Consider the following 15553-nt stretch of genomic DNA (forward strand, 5'->3'; position numbering starts at 1 on the left):
ATCAGAGGGCCACGCCGGTCAGCACCGTGACGCGAGGCTCGGTGTAGTCGTCCATGGCACTGCGCAGCCCTTCCCGCCCGACTCCGGAGCCCTTCATGCCGCCGTACGGCATCTGGTCGGCCCGGTACGACGGCACGTCCCCGACGATCACGCCGCCCACTTCGAGCGTGCGGGCGGCGTCGAACGCCACGTCCAGCCGGTGGGTGAAGACGCCGGCCTGGAGTCCGTACGCGGAGTCGTTGACGGCGGCGAACGCGGCCCTGTCGTTCGCGACCGGGGCGACCACCAGCACCGGCCCGAAGACCTCCTCGGCGCACACCTTCGCGTCGGCCGGCACGCCGCTGAGCACAGTGGGCGGATAGGTCGCGCCGTCGCGCCGGCCACCGGTCTCGATGACCGCACCGGCGGCGACCGCCTCGTCCACCCAGGTCTCGACGCGCTGCGCCGCCTCGACCGACACCAGCGGGCCGACGTCGGTCAGCTCGGATCGCGGGTCGCCGGTGCGCAGTGCCTGCACCGCCGCGACGAGCCGGGGCAGGAAGCCGTCGTAGAGCCATTCGTGCACGTAGACCCGCTGCACCGCGATGCACGACTGCCCGGCCTGGTAGTTGGAGAACGTGGCGATGCGGTGCGCGGCGAAGGTGAGGTCCTCGTCGGCCGCCCAGTCCTCGCAGATGACCGCCGCGGCGTTGCCGCCGAGTTCCAGCGTGACGTGCTTGTCCGGCGCGGCCCGGCGGATGGCCGCGCCGACCGGCCCGGAGCCGGTGAACGACACCACCGGCAACCGCGGGTCGGTGACGAGTTCGGCGGCGCGCTCGTTCGGCAGCGGCAGCACCGAGAACATGCCCTCGGGCAGGTCGGTCTCGGCCAGGATCTCGCCGAGCAGCAACGCGGTGAGCGGTGTGGCAGGGGCCGGCTTGACCACGATCGGGGTGCCGACGGCGAGCGCCGGGGCGACCTTGTGGGCGACCAGGTTGAGCGGGAAGTTGAACGGGGTGATGCCGAGCACCGGTCCCCGCGGCACGCGCCGGACCAGGGCGATCCGCCCGGTGGCGGCGGGGTCGGTGTCGAGCCGTTGCAGTTCGCCGGAGAAGCGGCGGGCCTCCTCGGCCGCCCAGCGGAACGTGGAGATCGCGCGCCCCACCTCGGCCTTCGCCCACTTGACCGGCTTGCCGTTCTCAGCGGTGATCAGCGCGGCGACCTCGTCGGCCCGCTCGGCGAGCCGGCGGGAGACGTGGTCCAGGGCGGCCGCGCGGGCGTGCGCGGGCAGGGCCGCGGCCTCCGCCGCCACCCGGGCCGCGCCCGCGACTGCGGCTTCGACCTGGCCGGGCGTGGCGAGCGTGGTACGCCCCACCGGCTGCCCGTCGTACGGGTGGGTGACTGTCAGCTCGTCCTCGCCGTGGGCGGGGCGACCGGCGACGTAGAAGGCTCTCGGCTCCACGACCGGCAGCCTAGACCACAGTCGCCCACGCGGAAACAGTTGCTCAAACCCTTGTCTGCCTCGGATTTAGTAGCCAAGATGGCAGTCAGATTGCGATAACCTCCGCTGACCCTCTCCCCGGCCACCCTCTCGGAGACTTCTGATGAGCGACCAGCAGCAGCTGCGCAACTTCGTCAACGGCGAGTACGTCGACCCGGTGGACGGCGGCTACGCCGACCTGATCGACCCGTGCACCGGCGAGGTCTTCGCCCAGGCCCCGGTCTCCGGCGCGGCGGACGTGGACGCGGCCATGAAGGCCGCCGCCGCCGCGTTCGAGACCTGGCGGGACACCACGCCGGCCGAGCGGCAGCGGGCGCTGCTGAAGTTCGCCGACGCGGTGGAGTCGCGGGCCGCCGAGCTGGTCGACGCGGAGGTCCGCAACACCGGCAAGCCCCGGCAGCTCACCGCCGACGAGGAACTGCCGCCCGCCGTGGACGAGCTGCGCTTCTTCGCCGGGGCGGCCCGCCTGCTGGAGGGGCGCTCGGCCGGCGAGTACATGGCCGGACACACGTCGTACGTACGGCGGGAGCCGATCGGCGTCTGCGCCCAGGTGACGCCCTGGAACTACCCGCTGATGATGGCGGTCTGGAAGATCGCCCCGGCGCTGGCGGCGGGGAACGCGGTGGTGCTGAAGCCGTCGGACACCACGCCGGTGTCGACGCTGCTGCTGGCCGAGATCGCCGCCGAGCACCTGCCCCCTGGTGTGTTCAACGTGGTCTGCGGCGACCGCGACACCGGCCGTACGCTGGTCTCCCACCCGACCCCGCAGCTCGTGTCGATCACCGGCTCGACCCGTGCGGGCATGGAGGTTGCCGCCGCGGCGGCGCCGGACCTGAAGCGGACGCACCTGGAGCTGGGCGGCAAGGCCCCGGTGGTGATCTTCGACGACGCGGATCTGGCGGCGGCGGCCGAGGCGATCGCGATGGGCGGCTACTTCAACGCCGGTCAGGACTGCACGGCGGCGACCCGGGTGCTCACCGGGCCGGGCATCCACGAGGACTTCGTGGCCGCGCTGACCGAGCAGGCCCGCAACACCCGCACCGGCGCGCCGGACGACGCCGACGTGCTCTACGGCCCGCTGAACAACGCCAACCAGCTCGCCCGGGTGAGCGGCTTCGTGGACCGCCTGCCGGACCACGCGAACGTCACCACCGGCGGTGCCCGGGTCGGCGATCGCGGCTTCTTCTACGCCCCGACCGTGGTCTCCGGCGTACGGCAGAACGACGAGATCATCCAGGACGAGGTGTTCGGGCCGGTCATCACCGTGCAGCGTTTCTCCGACGAGGACGAGGCGGTGCGCTGGGCGAACGGCGTGGACTACGGCCTGTCCGCCTCGGTGTGGACGCGCGACCACGGCCGGGCCATGCGGATGACCCGGCGGCTGGACTTCGGCTGCGTCTGGGTGAACACGCACATCCCGTTCGTCTCGGAGATGCCGCACGGCGGCTTCAAGCACTCCGGCCACGGCAAGGACCTGTCGGTCTACAGCCTGGAGGACTACACCCGGGTCAAGCACGTCATGCACAACATCGAGAGCTGATCGGCGATGGCGACCAGCGAGGAGTTGCACAAGCGCCGGGTCGAGGCCGTGGCGCGGGGCGTGGGCAGCACGATTCCCGCGTACGTGGACCGGGCGGGCGGTGGCACGATCACCGACGTGGACGGCCGGGAGTGGATCGACTTCGCGGCCGGCATCGCCGTCACCAACGTGGGCAACTCCGCGCCGCGCGTGGTCGAGGCGGTACGCGCGCAGGTCGAACGCTTCACCCACACCTGCTTCATGGTCGCGCCGTACGAGTCGTACGTGGCGGTCTGCGAGCAGCTCAACGCCCTGACCCCGGGTGGGTTCGAGAAGCGCTCGGCGCTGTTCAACTCCGGCGCCGAGGCGGTGGAGAACGCGGTGAAGATCGCCCGGCACGCGACCGGGCGGCCCGCGGTGGTGGTGTTCGACCACGCGTACCACGGCCGGACCAACCTGACCATGGCACTGACCGCGAAGAACATGCCGTACAAGCACCGGTTCGGGCCGTTCGCCGGCGAGGTCTACCGGGTGCCGATGTCGTACCCGCTGCGCGACGGCGGGCTGGACGGCGCCACCGCGGCGGCCCGGTCCATCGAGATGATCGAGAAGCAGGTGGGCGCGGAGAACGTGGCCGCGCTGCTGGTCGAGCCGATCCAGGGCGAGGGCGGTTTCGTCGTACCCGCCGAAGGGTTTCTCCCGGCGCTGCGCGAGTGGGCGACGGCGGCCGGGGTGGTGTTCGTCGCCGACGAGATCCAGACCGGTTTCTGCCGCACCGGCGACTGGTTCGCCTGCGAGCACGAGGGCGTGCAGCCGGATCTGGTCACGCTCGCCAAGGGCATCGCGGGCGGGCTGCCGCTGGCGGCCGTCACGGGCCGGGCGGAGCTGATGGACGCGGTGCACGTGGGGGGTCTCGGCGGCACGTACGGCGGCAACCCGATCGCCTGCGCCGCGGCGCTCGCGTCGATGGAGACGATGCGGGAGCTGGACCTGGCCGCCGCCGCGCGGCGGATCGGCGCGGTGATGGGCGAGCGGCTGCGCGCGATCGCCGCCGGTGACCCGCGCGTGGCCGAGGTACGCGGCCGGGGCGCGATGCTCGCGGTGGAGATTGTGCAGCCCGGCACGCCGACCCCGGACCCGGCCGCCACGGCGGCGATCTCAACGGCCTGCCACGCGGCCGGTCTCCTCACGCTGACCTGCGGCACCTACGGCAACGTGCTGCGGTTCCTGCCCCCGCTGGTCATCTCCGACGACGAGTTGGGCCGGGGCCTGGACATCCTGGCGGCTGCCTTCGGCTGACCCCGGACGTGGAACACCATGGGCCTGATCTCCCCCGGGCTCGGCCCATGGTGTTCCACCCGGCAGATCAGCGGATCAGCTCGACGGTGTTGCGCCGGACCAGGTTCTTGCCCGGTTCCCGGATCGCGTCCATGGCGGCGGTGTTGAGCAGCACGCAGCTACCCGACGGCCCGGTGACGGTCACGGTCACCGCCTTGTTGTTGTCCAGGTTCGTCACCCGCAGCCGGGTACCGAGCGGGAACTGGCCGCTGGTGGCGGCCGGCGCCCCGCCCTCGGCGAAGAACGTGATCGCGCCGGAGCAGACGCTGCCGCCGATCGGCTGCGCCGCGCCCGGCCGGGTCTCACCCGGTTGCGCGCCCGGCGCCGGGGCGGTGCCGCCGTCGAGGCGTTCCACCACGTTGCGGCGGATGACGTTCTTGCCCGGCTCGCGTACCAGGTCCATGGCGGCGGCGTTCAGCAGCACGCAACTCCCGGACGGCCCGGTCACTGTCACAGTGGCCACCTTGCGGTTGTCCAGGTTCGTCACCCGCAGCCGGGTGCCCACCGGGAACCGGTCGCTGGTGGCGGCCGGCGGCCCGCCCTCGGCCGAGAAGGTCACCGACCCGGCGCAGACCGACCGCGCGGCCGGCGCGGTGTCCGCGAAACCCAGTCCGGTCCCCACCGAGACCGCCACCGTGGCGGTCACCGCCACGGTTGCCGCCAGCACGTGCTTACGCTGCACCCTCACGTTCTCTCCCGTCGTCGCTGTCGTTCGACGCGTGGTACGGACGGGAGGGCCGGACCGTTCATCCGGAGCCGGGGACTACAACGGACCGTAGCGAGTGTGTGGCGCTCCGGTCATCAACGCCCAGTACCTGTCGCCGTAGGACCAGTGCCACCACTCCGTCGGGTAGTTCACCAGCCCCGCGCCGCTCAACGCCGCCACCAGCACGTTCCGGTTGCGCCACGCACTCACCGGGATGTGCCGGGCCGCGGTGAAGCAGGCGTCGGCGCTCTCCTCCGGGGTGGCGTCGAGCGCGGTGCCCATGGCCAGCTCCACCCCGTCGGCATCGCAGAGGGTGAGGTCGACTGCTCCGCCGGTGCTGTGCGGGGCCACCTCGACCGGCGAGACGAACTTGGTCGTCTCCCGGTGCAGCCGGTCCGCCGGCCAGTCCGGGTGACGCCGCCGCAGCTCCTCCCGGTAGCCGGTGAAGATGTCCAGCTGCGCCCGGTACGGCCGGTAACCCTCGACCACGAGCAGGCGCAGCCCGGCCGGCAGCGCGCGCTGCGCGGCCAGCAACCGGTCCGCGACCCCGCGCCGCACCCGGGCGTACGCCCCGGCGGGATCGGCGGCCCGCCCGTCCACCCGCAGCCCGGGCACCTCGCGCAGGTCCACCAGGGGTTCGCCGTCGTCCCGGCTGGACACCGCGGCGACCCGGGGGTCGGAGAGCAGGATCACGGCGTACCCCCGGGGTGTTCGCGCGACGGCCGGGCCGTGTGCCGGGTGAAGGCGAGCGCGACGAGCCGGTCCACCACCTCGGGGTACGCGACGCCGGATTCGGCCCACACCTTCGGGTACATCGAGTGGGCGGTGAAGCCGGGCAGCGTGTTCAGCTCGTTGACGAACAGGTCGCCGGTGGTCTCGTCGTAGAGGAAGTCGACACGGGCCAGGCCCCAGCCGCCGATCGCGGTGAACGCCCGCACGGACAGCTCGCGGATCCGCTCGGTGACGTCGTCCGGCAGCGGCGCCGGGACGATCATCGGGTCGGCGTCGCCGAAGTACTTCTGCCGGTAGTCGAACCAGCCGCCCGCGACCCGGACCTCGCCGACCGCCGACGCCTCCGGCTGCCAGCCGCCGAGCACGCCGCACTCCAGTTCCCGGCCGGTCACGCCCTGCTCGACGAGCACCACGTGGTCGTGCCGGAACGCCTCCTCCACCGCCGCCACCAGGTCGTCGCCGTCGGCCACCCGGGAGATCCCGATCGAGGAGCCCATCCGGGCCGGCTTGACGAACAGCGGCCCGCGCAGCCCGACCACCAGCTTCTCCGGGTCGGCCGCGGCCCGCCAGGTCGGCTCGTCGAACCAGACGTACGGCGTGGTCGGCACGTCCTCGGCGCGCAGCGCCCGCTTCATCGCCACCTTGTCCATGCCGACGGCGGAGGCGAGGATGCCGCACCCCACGTACGGCACGCCCAGTGACTCCAGCAGCCCCTGCACCACGCCGTCCTCGCCGTACGGGCCGTGCAGCACCGGGAACACCACGTCCAGCTCGGCGTGCACGGTCGCCGGGGCGTCGGCCGCGGTGACCGCGACAGTGCCGGCTGCCGTTCCGCGCCGCAGTTCCACCGCCGCGCCGGTGACCGGCAGCCGGTCGTCGATCGCCCGTCCGGCCGCCACCGTCCCGAGGTGCTGCGCGAGCACCGGCTCCGGCAACAGCCGGAATCCCCCGGTACGGGTGATGCCGAGCGCCACCACCCGGTGCCCCTGCTCGGCCAGGGCGCGGGCCACGCCGAGCGCCGAGGCGCAGGAGACCTCGTGTTCCGCCGACGGGCCGCCGAACAGGACACCGATCCGCACTGTCGACCTCATGCCGCCACTCCCACAGTCATCGGGGCGCCCGCCAGCCGGGCCACCAGGTCCGCTTCCACGTTTCCGCCGGTCAGCACCACGCCGACAGTCAGTTGCCGCCCGCCGCCAGGCGGCCACGCCGCCCCGCCGACGCCGCCGGAACGAACCACCTCGCCCAGCCGCAGCGCGCCGGCCAGCCCGGCCGCGCCGGACGGCTCGACCAGCACCTTCAGGTCCAGCAGGAGCAGCCGGAACGCCTCGACGATCGCCTGGTCGTCGACCCGGACCACCCCCCGTACGCGGTGACGGGCCACCGCGAACGGCAGGTCGCCGACGCAGCCGGGACGCAGCCCGTCGGCCAGGCTCGGCGCCGGGGCGACAGGTGTGGGCCGTCCGGCGGCCAGGCTGCGCGCCAGCGAGTCGCAGCCGACCGGCTCGACGCCGTACACCTGGATCGGGGTTCCGGTCGCGGCCAGGCAGGCCCCGGCGATGCCGCCGCCCCCGCCCACCGGCACCACGAGCGCGTCCAGCGGTGTGCCGCGCCGCGCCGCCTCCTCGATCAGTTCCAGGCTGGCGCTGCCCTGACCGGCCACCACGTCCGGGTGGTCGTACGCGTCGACGAGCGGGTGGCCCTCCACCTCGGCGATCCGCCGGGCGACTGCGAGGCGCTCCTCGACTGTGGTGCCGGCCCGGATCACCCGGGCTCCGGCGGCCCGCGCCCGGTCCACCTTGACCGGCGCGGCGTCCACGGGCAGCACGACAGTCGCGGCCAGCCCGTGCCGGCGCGCGGCGAGCGCCACCGCGACGGCGTGGTTGCCGGTGCTCTGCGCGACGACGCCGGTGTGCCCAGCGGCGGCGAGCCGGCCCACCGCCAGCATCGCGCCGCGCATCTTGTACGAGCCGCCGTCCTGGAGGTTCTCCGCCTTGAGCAGGATCCGGGCGCCGGCCAGGCGGTCGATCGCCGGGCTGTGCAGCACGGGGGTACGCACCACCCGGCCGGACAGCGCGCGGGCGGCCTCCTCGACATGTGTTCGGTCCGGCAGTACCGGCACGTCGATTCGGGGCATGGTCTCTCCTTCGGGATTCGAGTGGGCGCGGCGGCGCGGCAGGTCGAACAGCCAGTGCGCGCCGAGTGCGGTGAGGCAGCGGTACGCGGCGAGGCTCAGTGCCAGCACGAGCGCGGTGAGCAGGACCGGGTAGACGGTCACGAGCAGCGCCCGGCCCGGCCCGGGCAGCCCGGCCACCGGTGCGGCGAGCAGCCGGTCGAGCAGCGCCAGCACCGGCATGTGGATCACGTAGACGGGGAGCGTGCGGCGGCCGAGCCGGGCCAGCGCCGGACCGGCCAGGCGGTGCCGGGCCAGCCGGGCGGCGGCGGTCAGCCCGAACGCCACAGCGACTACCGACACGAGCAGGTACACGCCGGGCCAGCTCTGCGCGCCGGCCAACGCCATGGCGGCCAGCCCGACCGCGTACGCGGCGCCGGTGCCTGCGAGCCGCCGGGTGCTCGCGCCGTCCGCCCACCGCGTGAGGTACGGCCGCAGGTGCACGCCGGCCAGGAAGAACACCAGGTTCTGGTAGACCTGCCCCCGGTTGCCGGGACTGTCCAGCAGCCCGGTGGCCGCCACCGCGGACAACGTGCCCGCGGCGGTCAGCAGCACCGCCGGGTGAATCCGGCGCAGTGCCTTCGCGATCACGAAGTAGAGCGCCAGCGCGTACAGGTACCACAGGTTCGAGGGCGTCACGGTGAGCTGGGCCAGCAGCTCACCCGGGTCGGTGGCCCGATCGGTCGGGAAACCGGGCGCGAGCGCCAGCAGCGCGGTGTGGATCAGCAGCCAGGTCGCGTAGAGGTAGAGGTTCCGGGCGATCCGGGGCCGTCCGGACACCCGCCACGGGCGGGCCACGGCGTTCGCCGCGAAGACGCCGGAGATCGCGAAGAACAACGGCATCCGCAGCGGCAGCAACTGCTCGCCGAGCAGCCCCCACGCACCCGGCACCGGCAGGCCGGCCCGCCAGTCGATGCGCAGGTAGTCCTTGACGACGACGTGCCACAGCACCACGAGCACGATGCAGGTGCCCTTCGCCGCGTCGGCCCAGACCACCCGGCCGTCGAGCGTTGTGCTCCCCCCGGTACGGGTCGGCATGGCGGTCTCCTCTCCGGCCGGCGGGCCGGCAGGTCGTCTCCCGGGGCGGCAGCGCCGCCGGTCCCGTCCTCGGGCAGGTGTCATCGCGGGACGCCGCGACGGCGGCTCCCGGAGGTCGTGTGGGGTGGTCAGCCCACGGGGGGCAGGTGGACGTCGACCCGCAGGCCGCCGTCCTCACCCGGGCGGGCGGCGATGATGCCGCCGTGCGCCTGGGTGATGGAGCGGGCGATGGCCAGGCCGAGCCCGGCGCCGCCGCCCTGGTTGGTCCGGTCCCGGGCGAGGCGCCGGAACGGCTCGAACAGCCCGTCGACCGCTTCGGCGGGGACGCTCTGCCCGCTGTTCGTCACAGTCAGCGCGGGGTCGCCGCCGACGGTGACGACGAGCCGGCCGCCCTCGCGGTTGTACTTGATGCCGTTCTCCACCAGGTTCGTGACCAGGCGTTCCAGCAGCACCCGCTCGCCGGTCACGATCCGGGGCGACAGGCGGGACTCCACCGTCACGCCGGCCTCGGCGGCCCGGTCGGCGTACGCGGCCAGCACGCCGGTGACGATCTGTTCGAGGCGTTGCGGGGTGGAGGACCGCAGGCCCTGGTCGCTCTCACTGAGCGCCAGCAGCCCTTCGATCAGCCGCTCGTTGCGTTCGTTGGTGGCGAGCAGTTGGGCGGTCAGCAGTTCCAGTTGCTCGCCGGTGAGCGACTGGGCCATGCCCACCTCGATCAGGGTGCGCTGCACCGCCAGTGGCGTACGCAGTTCGTGCGAGGCGTTCGCGGCGAACCGCCGCTGCCCCTCGTACCCGGCGGTGACCCGGTCCAGCATGTCGTCGATCGCGCGGCTGAGCCCGGCCAGCTCGTCTCGGCCGCCACGGTGGATCCGGTAGCCGAGGTTCTGCGGCCCCAGGTTCGCCATCGGGGCGGCCAGGTCGTGCACCGGGCGCAGGCACCAGCGAGCAGCGCCCCACACCGCGAACCCGGCGGCCACCAGCACCAGCAGCTCGGTCACCAGCGGCAGCAGTGGCACGAACGGGCGACCCGGCTCGCACACCGCGCCGATCGTGGCCAGGCCGCAGAACCACTGGGCCCGCCCCCACACCAGTTCGAGCAGCGACTTGACCAGGTCGGGCAGGAAGAACCCGGCGAGCAGGGCGAGCACCCCGACCAGCAGGATGCGGCGGCGGGGGCTCACTCCGGCTCGCCGATCCGGTAGCCGGCCTTCGGCACCGTGTGGATGACCGACGGCTGGCCGAGCTTCTTGCGCAAGGTCATCACAGTCACCCGGACCGCGTTGGTGAACGGGTCGGCGAACTCGTCCCACGCCTGTTCCAGCAGCTCCTCGGCGCTGACCACCCGGCCACCGGCCCGCATCAGCACGTGCAGGACGGCGAACTCCTTCGGGCTGAGCCCGAGCGGGCGGCCGTCGCGGGTCGCGGAGTGCCGGGCCACGTCGAGCACCACGCCGTGCCGTTCCAGCACCGGTGGCAGCGCCGGGGTGGACCGGCGGCCCAGCGCCTGCACCCGCGCCACCAGCTCGGCGAACGCGAACGGCTTGGTCAGGTAGTCGTCGGCGCCCAGCCCGAGACCGGCGACCCGGTCCCGGATGCCGGCGGCGGCGGTGAGCAGCAGCACGCGGGTGCCGGCGTCGGACCCGGCCAGGCTCCGGCACACCTCGTCGCCGGTGGCGCCGGGCATGTCCCGGTCCAGCACCGCCACGTCGTACCGGTTGACCCCGATCCGTTCCAGCGCGCCGTCGCCGTCGTAGCAGACGTCGACAGCCATGGAGAACCGCCGCAACCCCTCGGCGACCGTGTCCGCCAAGAGCCGCTCGTCGTCCGCTACCAGCACCCGCACCCTTGCGCTCCCCCGTGTCTTCCCTCGTCGTCCGGCACACCTTCGCAGGCCGCAGTTAAGGGTTCCGTAAGCGTCCGCAGCAGCCATCCTCCACGCGGGCCGGGCTGTGACAACCGGCGTAGGGCCGGCTGAGCCGTTCGTCCGGTCCCCCGGCGTCGTGAGCACCGCTCAAGTGACCCGGATCACGCATTGGCGCTCGGGGGTGAGGTGGGTCACGATGGGTGGAAGGAGGCGCTGGTGGCTGACCCGTGGCTCGCCCTGGAGTTCGGCGCGGATCCCGCGGAGCGGATCGCGCAGGTCGGCGCCGCCCACGAGGCGTTCCTGACCGGAGGCGCCACCGGCGGGGTCCGGGACGTGGTGGCCCGTTCCTGGGAGCGGTCCGCGCTGCTCGACCCGGAGGCCACCGCACCTGTCGACCTCACCGACGACGCGCTGGAGACCTACCGCGCCGCGCACCCGCTGGCCCGGGTGATGCCGCTGTTCCGCGACCTGCTCGGCGGCATCGCGCAGGACGGCGCGCACCTGATGGCGGTCTGCGACGCCGCCGGGCGGCTGCTCTGGGTGGAGGGCCACCCCGGGGTGCTGCGACACGCCGAGCGGATGAACTTCGTACCCGGCGCCCGCTGGGACGAGGCGCACGCCGGCACGAACGCCCCCGGCACCGCACTCGCCGTCGACCACGGCGTACAGATCTTCGCCACCGAGCACTTCGTCCGGCCGGTGCAACGCTGGACCTGCGCCGCCGCGCCGATCCACGACCCGGCCACCGGCGCGCTCCTCGGCGCCGTCGACATCACCGGCGGGGACCACCTGGCCAACCCGCAGAGCCTCGCCCTGGTCCGGGCCACCGCCCGGGCCGCCGAGGCGTTCCTGGCCGGTGCCGCGCCCGCCGCGCCGGACGTGGCGTACGTGTCGGCACTCGGGCGCGACGAGGCGGAACTGCGCGTCGGCGGCCGGCGCATCCGGCTCGGCCGGCGACACAGCGAGCTGCTGGTGCTGCTCGTCGACCATCCCGAGGGCCGCACCGGGGAACAGCTCGGCCTCGACCTCTACGGCGACGACAGGCGGCACCCGGTCACACTTCGCGCCGAGCTGTCCCGGCTGCGCCGCGTGCTCGGCGAGGAACTGCTCGACTCCCGCCCGTACCGGCTGCGCCCGGCCGTGCGCGCCGACTTCCGTACCGTCACCGAACTGCTGGAACGTGGCGATCCGGCGGCGGCGCTGCGCGCGTACCCCGGGCCCCTGCTGCCCCTGTCGGACGCGCCGGGAGTGGCGCGACTGCGCCGCCTGGTCGACGGCCAGCTGCGCGCCGCGGTGCTGGCCGGCGCCGACCCGGGCCTCATCGCGGCCTGGACCGCGACGACGGCCGGCGCCGACGACCTGGCCGCATGGCAGGCCCTGGCGCGGGCGTTGCCGCCGGGTGCACCGCGCCGGCCGCTCGCTGTCGCGCGGGCCCGCCAGCTCGCCGAGGAGTACGCGCTGCCGCGCGCAACGTTCCTGCAACGTCGCGGAAACTAGCCTGCCCGCCATCCACCCCAGACGGACGGCGGAGGTACCCATGACGCGCTACGACGCCCCCACCCACTGGCAGTCACGTTACGACCACTACATCGGCGGCGAGTACGTGAAGCCGCACGGTGGCAAATACTTCGAGAACCCGACGCCGGTGACCGGGCAGACCTTCTGCGAGGTGGCCCGCGGCACCGCCGAGGACGTGGAGAAGGCGCTCGACGCGGCGCACGGCGCGGCCGACGCGTGGGGCCGCACGTCGGTCGCCGAGCGTTCGCTGGTCCTCAACCGGATCGCTGACCGCATGCAGGACAACCTGGAGTCCCTCGCGATCGCCGAGACGTGGGAGAACGGCAAGCCGGTACGCGAGACGCTCGCCGCCGACATCCCGCTCGCGATCGACCACTTCCGCTACTTCGCCGGGGCGATCCGGGCGCAGGAGGGCTCGCTCGGCGAACTCGACGACGACACGGTGGCCTACCACTTCCACGAGCCGCTGGGCGTGGTCGGGCAGATCATCCCGTGGAACTTCCCGATCCTCATGGCGGTGTGGAAGCTCGCCCCGGCGCTCGCCGCCGGCAACGCTGTGGTGCTCAAGCCGGCCGAGCAGACGCCCGCCTCGATCCACTACCTGCTGTCGCTGATCGGCGACCTGCTGCCGCCGGGCGTGGTGAACGTGGTCAACGGCTTCGGCGTCGAGGCGGGCAAGCCGCTGGCCTCCTCGTCCCGGGTGGCGAAGGTGGCGTTCACCGGCGAGACCACCACCGGGCGGCTGATCATGCAGTACGCCAGCGAGAACATCAAGCCGGTGACGCTGGAGCTGGGCGGCAAGAGCCCGAACATCTTCTTCGACGACGTCAGCGCCGCGTCCGACGACTTCCTGGACAAGGCGCTCGAAGGCTTCACCATGTTCGCCCTCAACCAGGGCGAGGTGTGCACCTGCCCGTCCCGGGCGCTCATCCAGCAGGGCCACTACTCCGACTTCCTGGCCGCCGCCGTGGACCGGACCGGGCAGATCAAGCAGGGGCACCCGCTGGACACCGACACGATGGTCGGCGCGCAGGCGTCGAACGACCAGCTGGAGAAGATCCTGTCCTACCTGGACATCGGGCGGCAGGAGGGCGCGAAGGTGCTCACCGGCGGTGAGCGGGCCGACCTGGGCGGCGAGCTGTCCGGCGGCTACTACGTCCAGCCGACCATCTTCGAGGGCGACAACTCGATGCGGATCTTCCAGGAGGAGATCTTCGGACCGGTGGTGTCGGTGACCTCCTTCGCCGACCTGGACGACGCCGTGAAGATCGCCAACGACACGCTGTACGGGCTCGGCGCGGGCGTGTGGACCCGGGACCTGAACACCGCGTACCGGGCCGGGCGGGCGATCCAGGCCGGCCGGGTCTGGACGAACTGCTACCACGCCTACCCCGCGCACGCCGCGTTCGGTGGCTACAAGCAGTCCGGCATCGGCCGGGAGAACCACAAGATGATGCTGGAGCACTACCAGCAGACCAAGAACCTGCTGGTCAGCTACTCCCCGAAGAAGCTGGGCTTCTTCTGATGGGTGACACCGTGACCCTGACCCCCGCGGCGGCCGACCTGATCCGGTCGCTGCGGGGGCAGCACGGCCCGCTGATGTTCCACCAGTCGGGCGGCTGCTGCGACGGCAGCGCCCCGATGTGCTACCCGGCCGGTGAGTTCCGCACCGGCGGCTCGGACGTGCTGCTCGCCTCGCTCGCAGTCGACGGGGTGCCCGAGCCGGTGGAGTTCTGGATGTCGAAGGCCCAGTGGGAGCTGTGGCAGCACACCCGGCTCACCGTCGACGTGGTGCCCGGCCGGGGCAGCGGCTTCTCCCTGGAGGCCCCCGAGGGCGTCCGCTTCCTCATCCGGTCGCACCTGAACCGCTGATCTGTCCGAGATCTTGCAGCTCGCGTGCATCGCGGCGGTGGGATGCTGACGCCGTCCACTTCGGAATCCGCGTCCCACCGCCGTCCGGATCGCCGGCGGGGCGCGTCCCACCGCCGCCCGACAGGAGTCCGCGCATGAACCCGGTCCGACAGCCAGTGCTCGCCGCCGGCCTCACCGCCCTGGCCACCGCCGCCACGCTCGGGCTCGCGCCGGGCGCCGTCGTCGCCGCCCCGGCGGCCTCACCCCGCATCTCCGTCAACTGGTTCGGCGCCGCCGACGTACGGGCGCACACCGCCACCGTCGGCGGCCGGTTCGACTGCGGCGCCGAGCGCGGCCTCGCGTACATCGAGGTGCACCTGGAGCAGCGGGTACGGCGCGGCTCGGTCACCGGCTTCGGGTTCGGTGTGATCGGTGCGTGCACCGACGAGCGCACCGCCGGCACCTGGACCGCGACGATCCCCGCCGACGAGGGCAGATTCCGCCCCGGCCCGGCCACCACGATCGCGCGCCTGGTGGTCGAGCCCAACTCCCTCACCGAGACCACCGAACGCGTACGCCTGCGCCCCCGCTGCCCCCGCCCCTGACCGCCTTCGACGGCGACGGCCTCCCGGTCAGGCGATCTGCCGGAGGTCGTCGCCGTAGTCGAAGATGATCCGCAGCCGGGCGCCGAGGGCGTTGGCGTACCGGCTCAGCGTGGCCACCTCGTTGACGTCGAGGTCGCCGTTCTCGATCTGGCTCACCCGGCCGGGCGTGACCCCCATGATCTCGGCTACCTGCCGCTGGGTGAGCCCCAGCCGCTTGCGCTCCTCGGCCAGGTGGAACGCGCTCACCCACGCGTCGGTCCGGGCGCGCTCCGCCTCGTACGCCTCGTCGTCACCGCCGAGTTCGGCGCGGACCTCGTCCCAGTGATAGAACTCCGTCACGACTCCCCCCTTCGCTCGCGCTCGCTGTCGAGCCAAGCCTTGTAGGCAACCTCCGCCGCCGGAATGTGCTGCCGGTACCAGCGACTCCAGTCACCCGCCTTGTTGCCGGCGACCAGGAGGACCGCCTGAGACCAGGGATCGAAGACGAACAGCACCCGGATCGCCACGTCCCGACCGGAGCGGGGCCGCAACTCCTTCAGATTACGGAGGCTGCTTCCGCGCAGCGTATCCACGAGCGGGCGGCCCAGCCCTGGCCCGACCTCTGCCAGTTTGTCCACCGCCACCCGGACGCTCTCGTACGACGCCGGATCGCGGTCCCGCAGGTCGCGCAGCCAGTGCCGGACCTCTCCGGTGACCCGGACCGACCAGCGCTTCCCATCCGCACCCATG

At 73.2% G+C, this 15553-nt stretch carries 15 protein-coding genes; 6 read left to right on the plus strand and 9 right to left on the minus strand.

The window, feature by feature from the left end; translation table 11 throughout:
• Nucleotide 1: 1 nt before the first annotated feature.
• Nucleotides 2-1441: an aldehyde dehydrogenase family protein gene (locus Q3W68_RS03395; RefSeq protein WP_302904046.1), complete on the minus strand. Its 1440-nt coding sequence runs from the start codon at nt 1439-1441 to the stop codon at nt 2-4.
• A 142-nt stretch (nt 1442-1583) separates the two neighbouring features.
• On the opposite strand from Q3W68_RS03395, the gene Q3W68_RS03400 reads away from it, so the two are divergent.
• A complete protein-coding gene (locus Q3W68_RS03400) occupies nt 1584-3020 on the plus strand; it encodes a gamma-aminobutyraldehyde dehydrogenase (RefSeq protein WP_302904047.1) in 1437 nt (478 codons plus the stop codon).
• A gap of 6 nt (nt 3021-3026) precedes the next feature.
• On the plus strand, nt 3027-4298 hold the full coding sequence (gene gabT, locus Q3W68_RS03405) for a 4-aminobutyrate--2-oxoglutarate transaminase (RefSeq protein ID WP_302904048.1): 1272 nt from the start codon (nt 3027-3029) through the stop codon (nt 4296-4298).
• Nucleotides 4299-4365: 67 nt separating this feature from the next.
• Here the strand turns inward: gabT and Q3W68_RS03410 are convergent, their stop codons facing one another.
• The 6 genes from Q3W68_RS03410 to Q3W68_RS03435 form a co-directional block, all read right to left on the minus strand.
• Entirely contained in the window at nt 4366-5025 is a 660-nt protein-coding gene (locus Q3W68_RS03410; RefSeq protein ID WP_302904049.1) for a hypothetical protein, read from the minus strand.
• 75 nt (nt 5026-5100) lie between these two features.
• Nucleotides 5101-5736: a M15 family metallopeptidase gene (locus tag Q3W68_RS03415; protein ID WP_302904050.1), complete on the minus strand. Its 636-nt coding sequence runs from the start codon at nt 5734-5736 to the stop codon at nt 5101-5103.
• Nucleotides 5733-6866 carry a D-alanine--D-alanine ligase family protein gene (locus tag Q3W68_RS03420; RefSeq protein WP_302904051.1) on the minus strand — a complete coding sequence of 378 codons (1134 nt, stop codon included), beginning with the start codon at nt 6864-6866 and terminating at the stop codon, nt 5733-5735. Before Q3W68_RS03420 ends, Q3W68_RS03415 begins: the two co-directional genes overlap by 4 nt.
• Nucleotides 6863-8986, minus strand: coding sequence for a pyridoxal-phosphate dependent enzyme (locus tag Q3W68_RS03425; protein WP_302904052.1), 2124 nt, complete (start codon nt 8984-8986; stop codon nt 6863-6865). The genes Q3W68_RS03420 and Q3W68_RS03425 overlap by 4 nt, the downstream gene beginning before the upstream one ends.
• Before the next feature lie 128 nt (nt 8987-9114).
• Nucleotides 9115-10167, minus strand: coding sequence for a HAMP domain-containing sensor histidine kinase (locus Q3W68_RS03430; protein ID WP_302904053.1), 1053 nt, complete (start codon nt 10165-10167; stop codon nt 9115-9117).
• Nucleotides 10164-10829, minus strand: coding sequence for a response regulator transcription factor (locus Q3W68_RS03435; protein WP_302904054.1), 666 nt, complete (start codon nt 10827-10829; stop codon nt 10164-10166). Before Q3W68_RS03435 ends, Q3W68_RS03430 begins: the two co-directional genes overlap by 4 nt.
• Nucleotides 10830-11066: 237 nt before the next feature.
• Here Q3W68_RS03435 and Q3W68_RS03440 point away from each other — a divergent pair, with 237 nt between their 5' ends.
• The 4 genes from Q3W68_RS03440 to Q3W68_RS03455 all read left to right on the plus strand — a co-directional run bounded on the left by Q3W68_RS03440 (nt 11067) and on the right by Q3W68_RS03455 (nt 14824).
• A complete protein-coding gene (locus Q3W68_RS03440; protein WP_302904055.1) occupies nt 11067-12347 on the plus strand; it encodes a transcriptional regulator in 1281 nt (426 codons plus the stop codon).
• A gap of 40 nt (nt 12348-12387) precedes the next feature.
• The gene (gene adh, locus Q3W68_RS03445; protein WP_302904056.1) at nt 12388-13893 is read left to right on the plus strand and encodes an aldehyde dehydrogenase; all 1506 of its coding nucleotides are present in this window, start codon (nt 12388-12390) and stop codon (nt 13891-13893) included.
• A complete protein-coding gene (locus Q3W68_RS03450) occupies nt 13893-14240 on the plus strand; it encodes a DUF779 domain-containing protein (protein ID WP_013474092.1) in 348 nt (115 codons plus the stop codon). Before adh ends, Q3W68_RS03450 begins: the two co-directional genes overlap by 1 nt.
• A gap of 134 nt (nt 14241-14374) precedes the next feature.
• Nucleotides 14375-14824, plus strand: a complete 450-nt coding sequence (locus Q3W68_RS03455) for a hypothetical protein (RefSeq protein WP_302904057.1) — start codon at nt 14375-14377, stop codon at nt 14822-14824.
• A gap of 27 nt (nt 14825-14851) precedes the next feature.
• Here Q3W68_RS03455 and Q3W68_RS03460 read toward each other — a convergent pair whose 3' ends face one another.
• Together Q3W68_RS03460 and Q3W68_RS03465 are read right to left on the minus strand one after the other, a co-directional pair.
• Nucleotides 14852-15163, minus strand: a complete 312-nt coding sequence (locus Q3W68_RS03460) for a helix-turn-helix domain-containing protein (RefSeq protein WP_013284175.1) — start codon at nt 15161-15163, stop codon at nt 14852-14854.
• The gene (locus tag Q3W68_RS03465; RefSeq protein ID WP_302904058.1) at nt 15160-15552 is read right to left on the minus strand and encodes a type II toxin-antitoxin system RelE/ParE family toxin; all 393 of its coding nucleotides are present in this window, start codon (nt 15550-15552) and stop codon (nt 15160-15162) included. The genes Q3W68_RS03460 and Q3W68_RS03465 overlap by 4 nt, the downstream gene beginning before the upstream one ends.
• Nucleotide 15553: the final 1 nt, after the last annotated feature.

The organism is Micromonospora sp. C28ISP2-4 (genome assembly GCF_030519385.1).
Lineage (GTDB): Bacteria > Actinomycetota > Actinomycetes > Mycobacteriales > Micromonosporaceae > Micromonospora > Micromonospora tulbaghiae.

What these genes read in the sequence shown, in the direction of transcription:
- Q3W68_RS03400 (WP_302904047.1), top strand. Translation starts at nt 1,584, where the DNA reads ATGAGCGACCAGCAGCAGCTGCGCAACTTCGTCAACGGCGAGTACGTC.
- gabT (WP_302904048.1), top strand. Translation starts at nt 3,027, where the DNA reads ATGGCGACCAGCGAGGAGTTGCACAAGCGCCGGGTCGAGGCCGTGGCG.
- Q3W68_RS03420 (WP_302904051.1), bottom strand. Translation starts at nt 6,866, where the DNA reads ATGAGGTCGACAGTGCGGATCGGTGTCCTGTTCGGCGGCCCGTCGGCG.
- Q3W68_RS03425 (WP_302904052.1), bottom strand. Translation starts at nt 8,986, where the DNA reads ATGCCGACCCGTACCGGGGGGAGCACAACGCTCGACGGCCGGGTGGTC.
- adh (WP_302904056.1), top strand. Translation starts at nt 12,388, where the DNA reads ATGACGCGCTACGACGCCCCCACCCACTGGCAGTCACGTTACGACCAC.
- Q3W68_RS03450 (WP_013474092.1), top strand. Translation starts at nt 13,893, where the DNA reads ATGGGTGACACCGTGACCCTGACCCCCGCGGCGGCCGACCTGATCCGG.
- Q3W68_RS03455 (WP_302904057.1), top strand. Translation starts at nt 14,375, where the DNA reads ATGAACCCGGTCCGACAGCCAGTGCTCGCCGCCGGCCTCACCGCCCTG.
- Q3W68_RS03465 (WP_302904058.1), bottom strand. Translation starts at nt 15,552, where the DNA reads ATGGGTGCGGATGGGAAGCGCTGGTCGGTCCGGGTCACCGGAGAGGTC.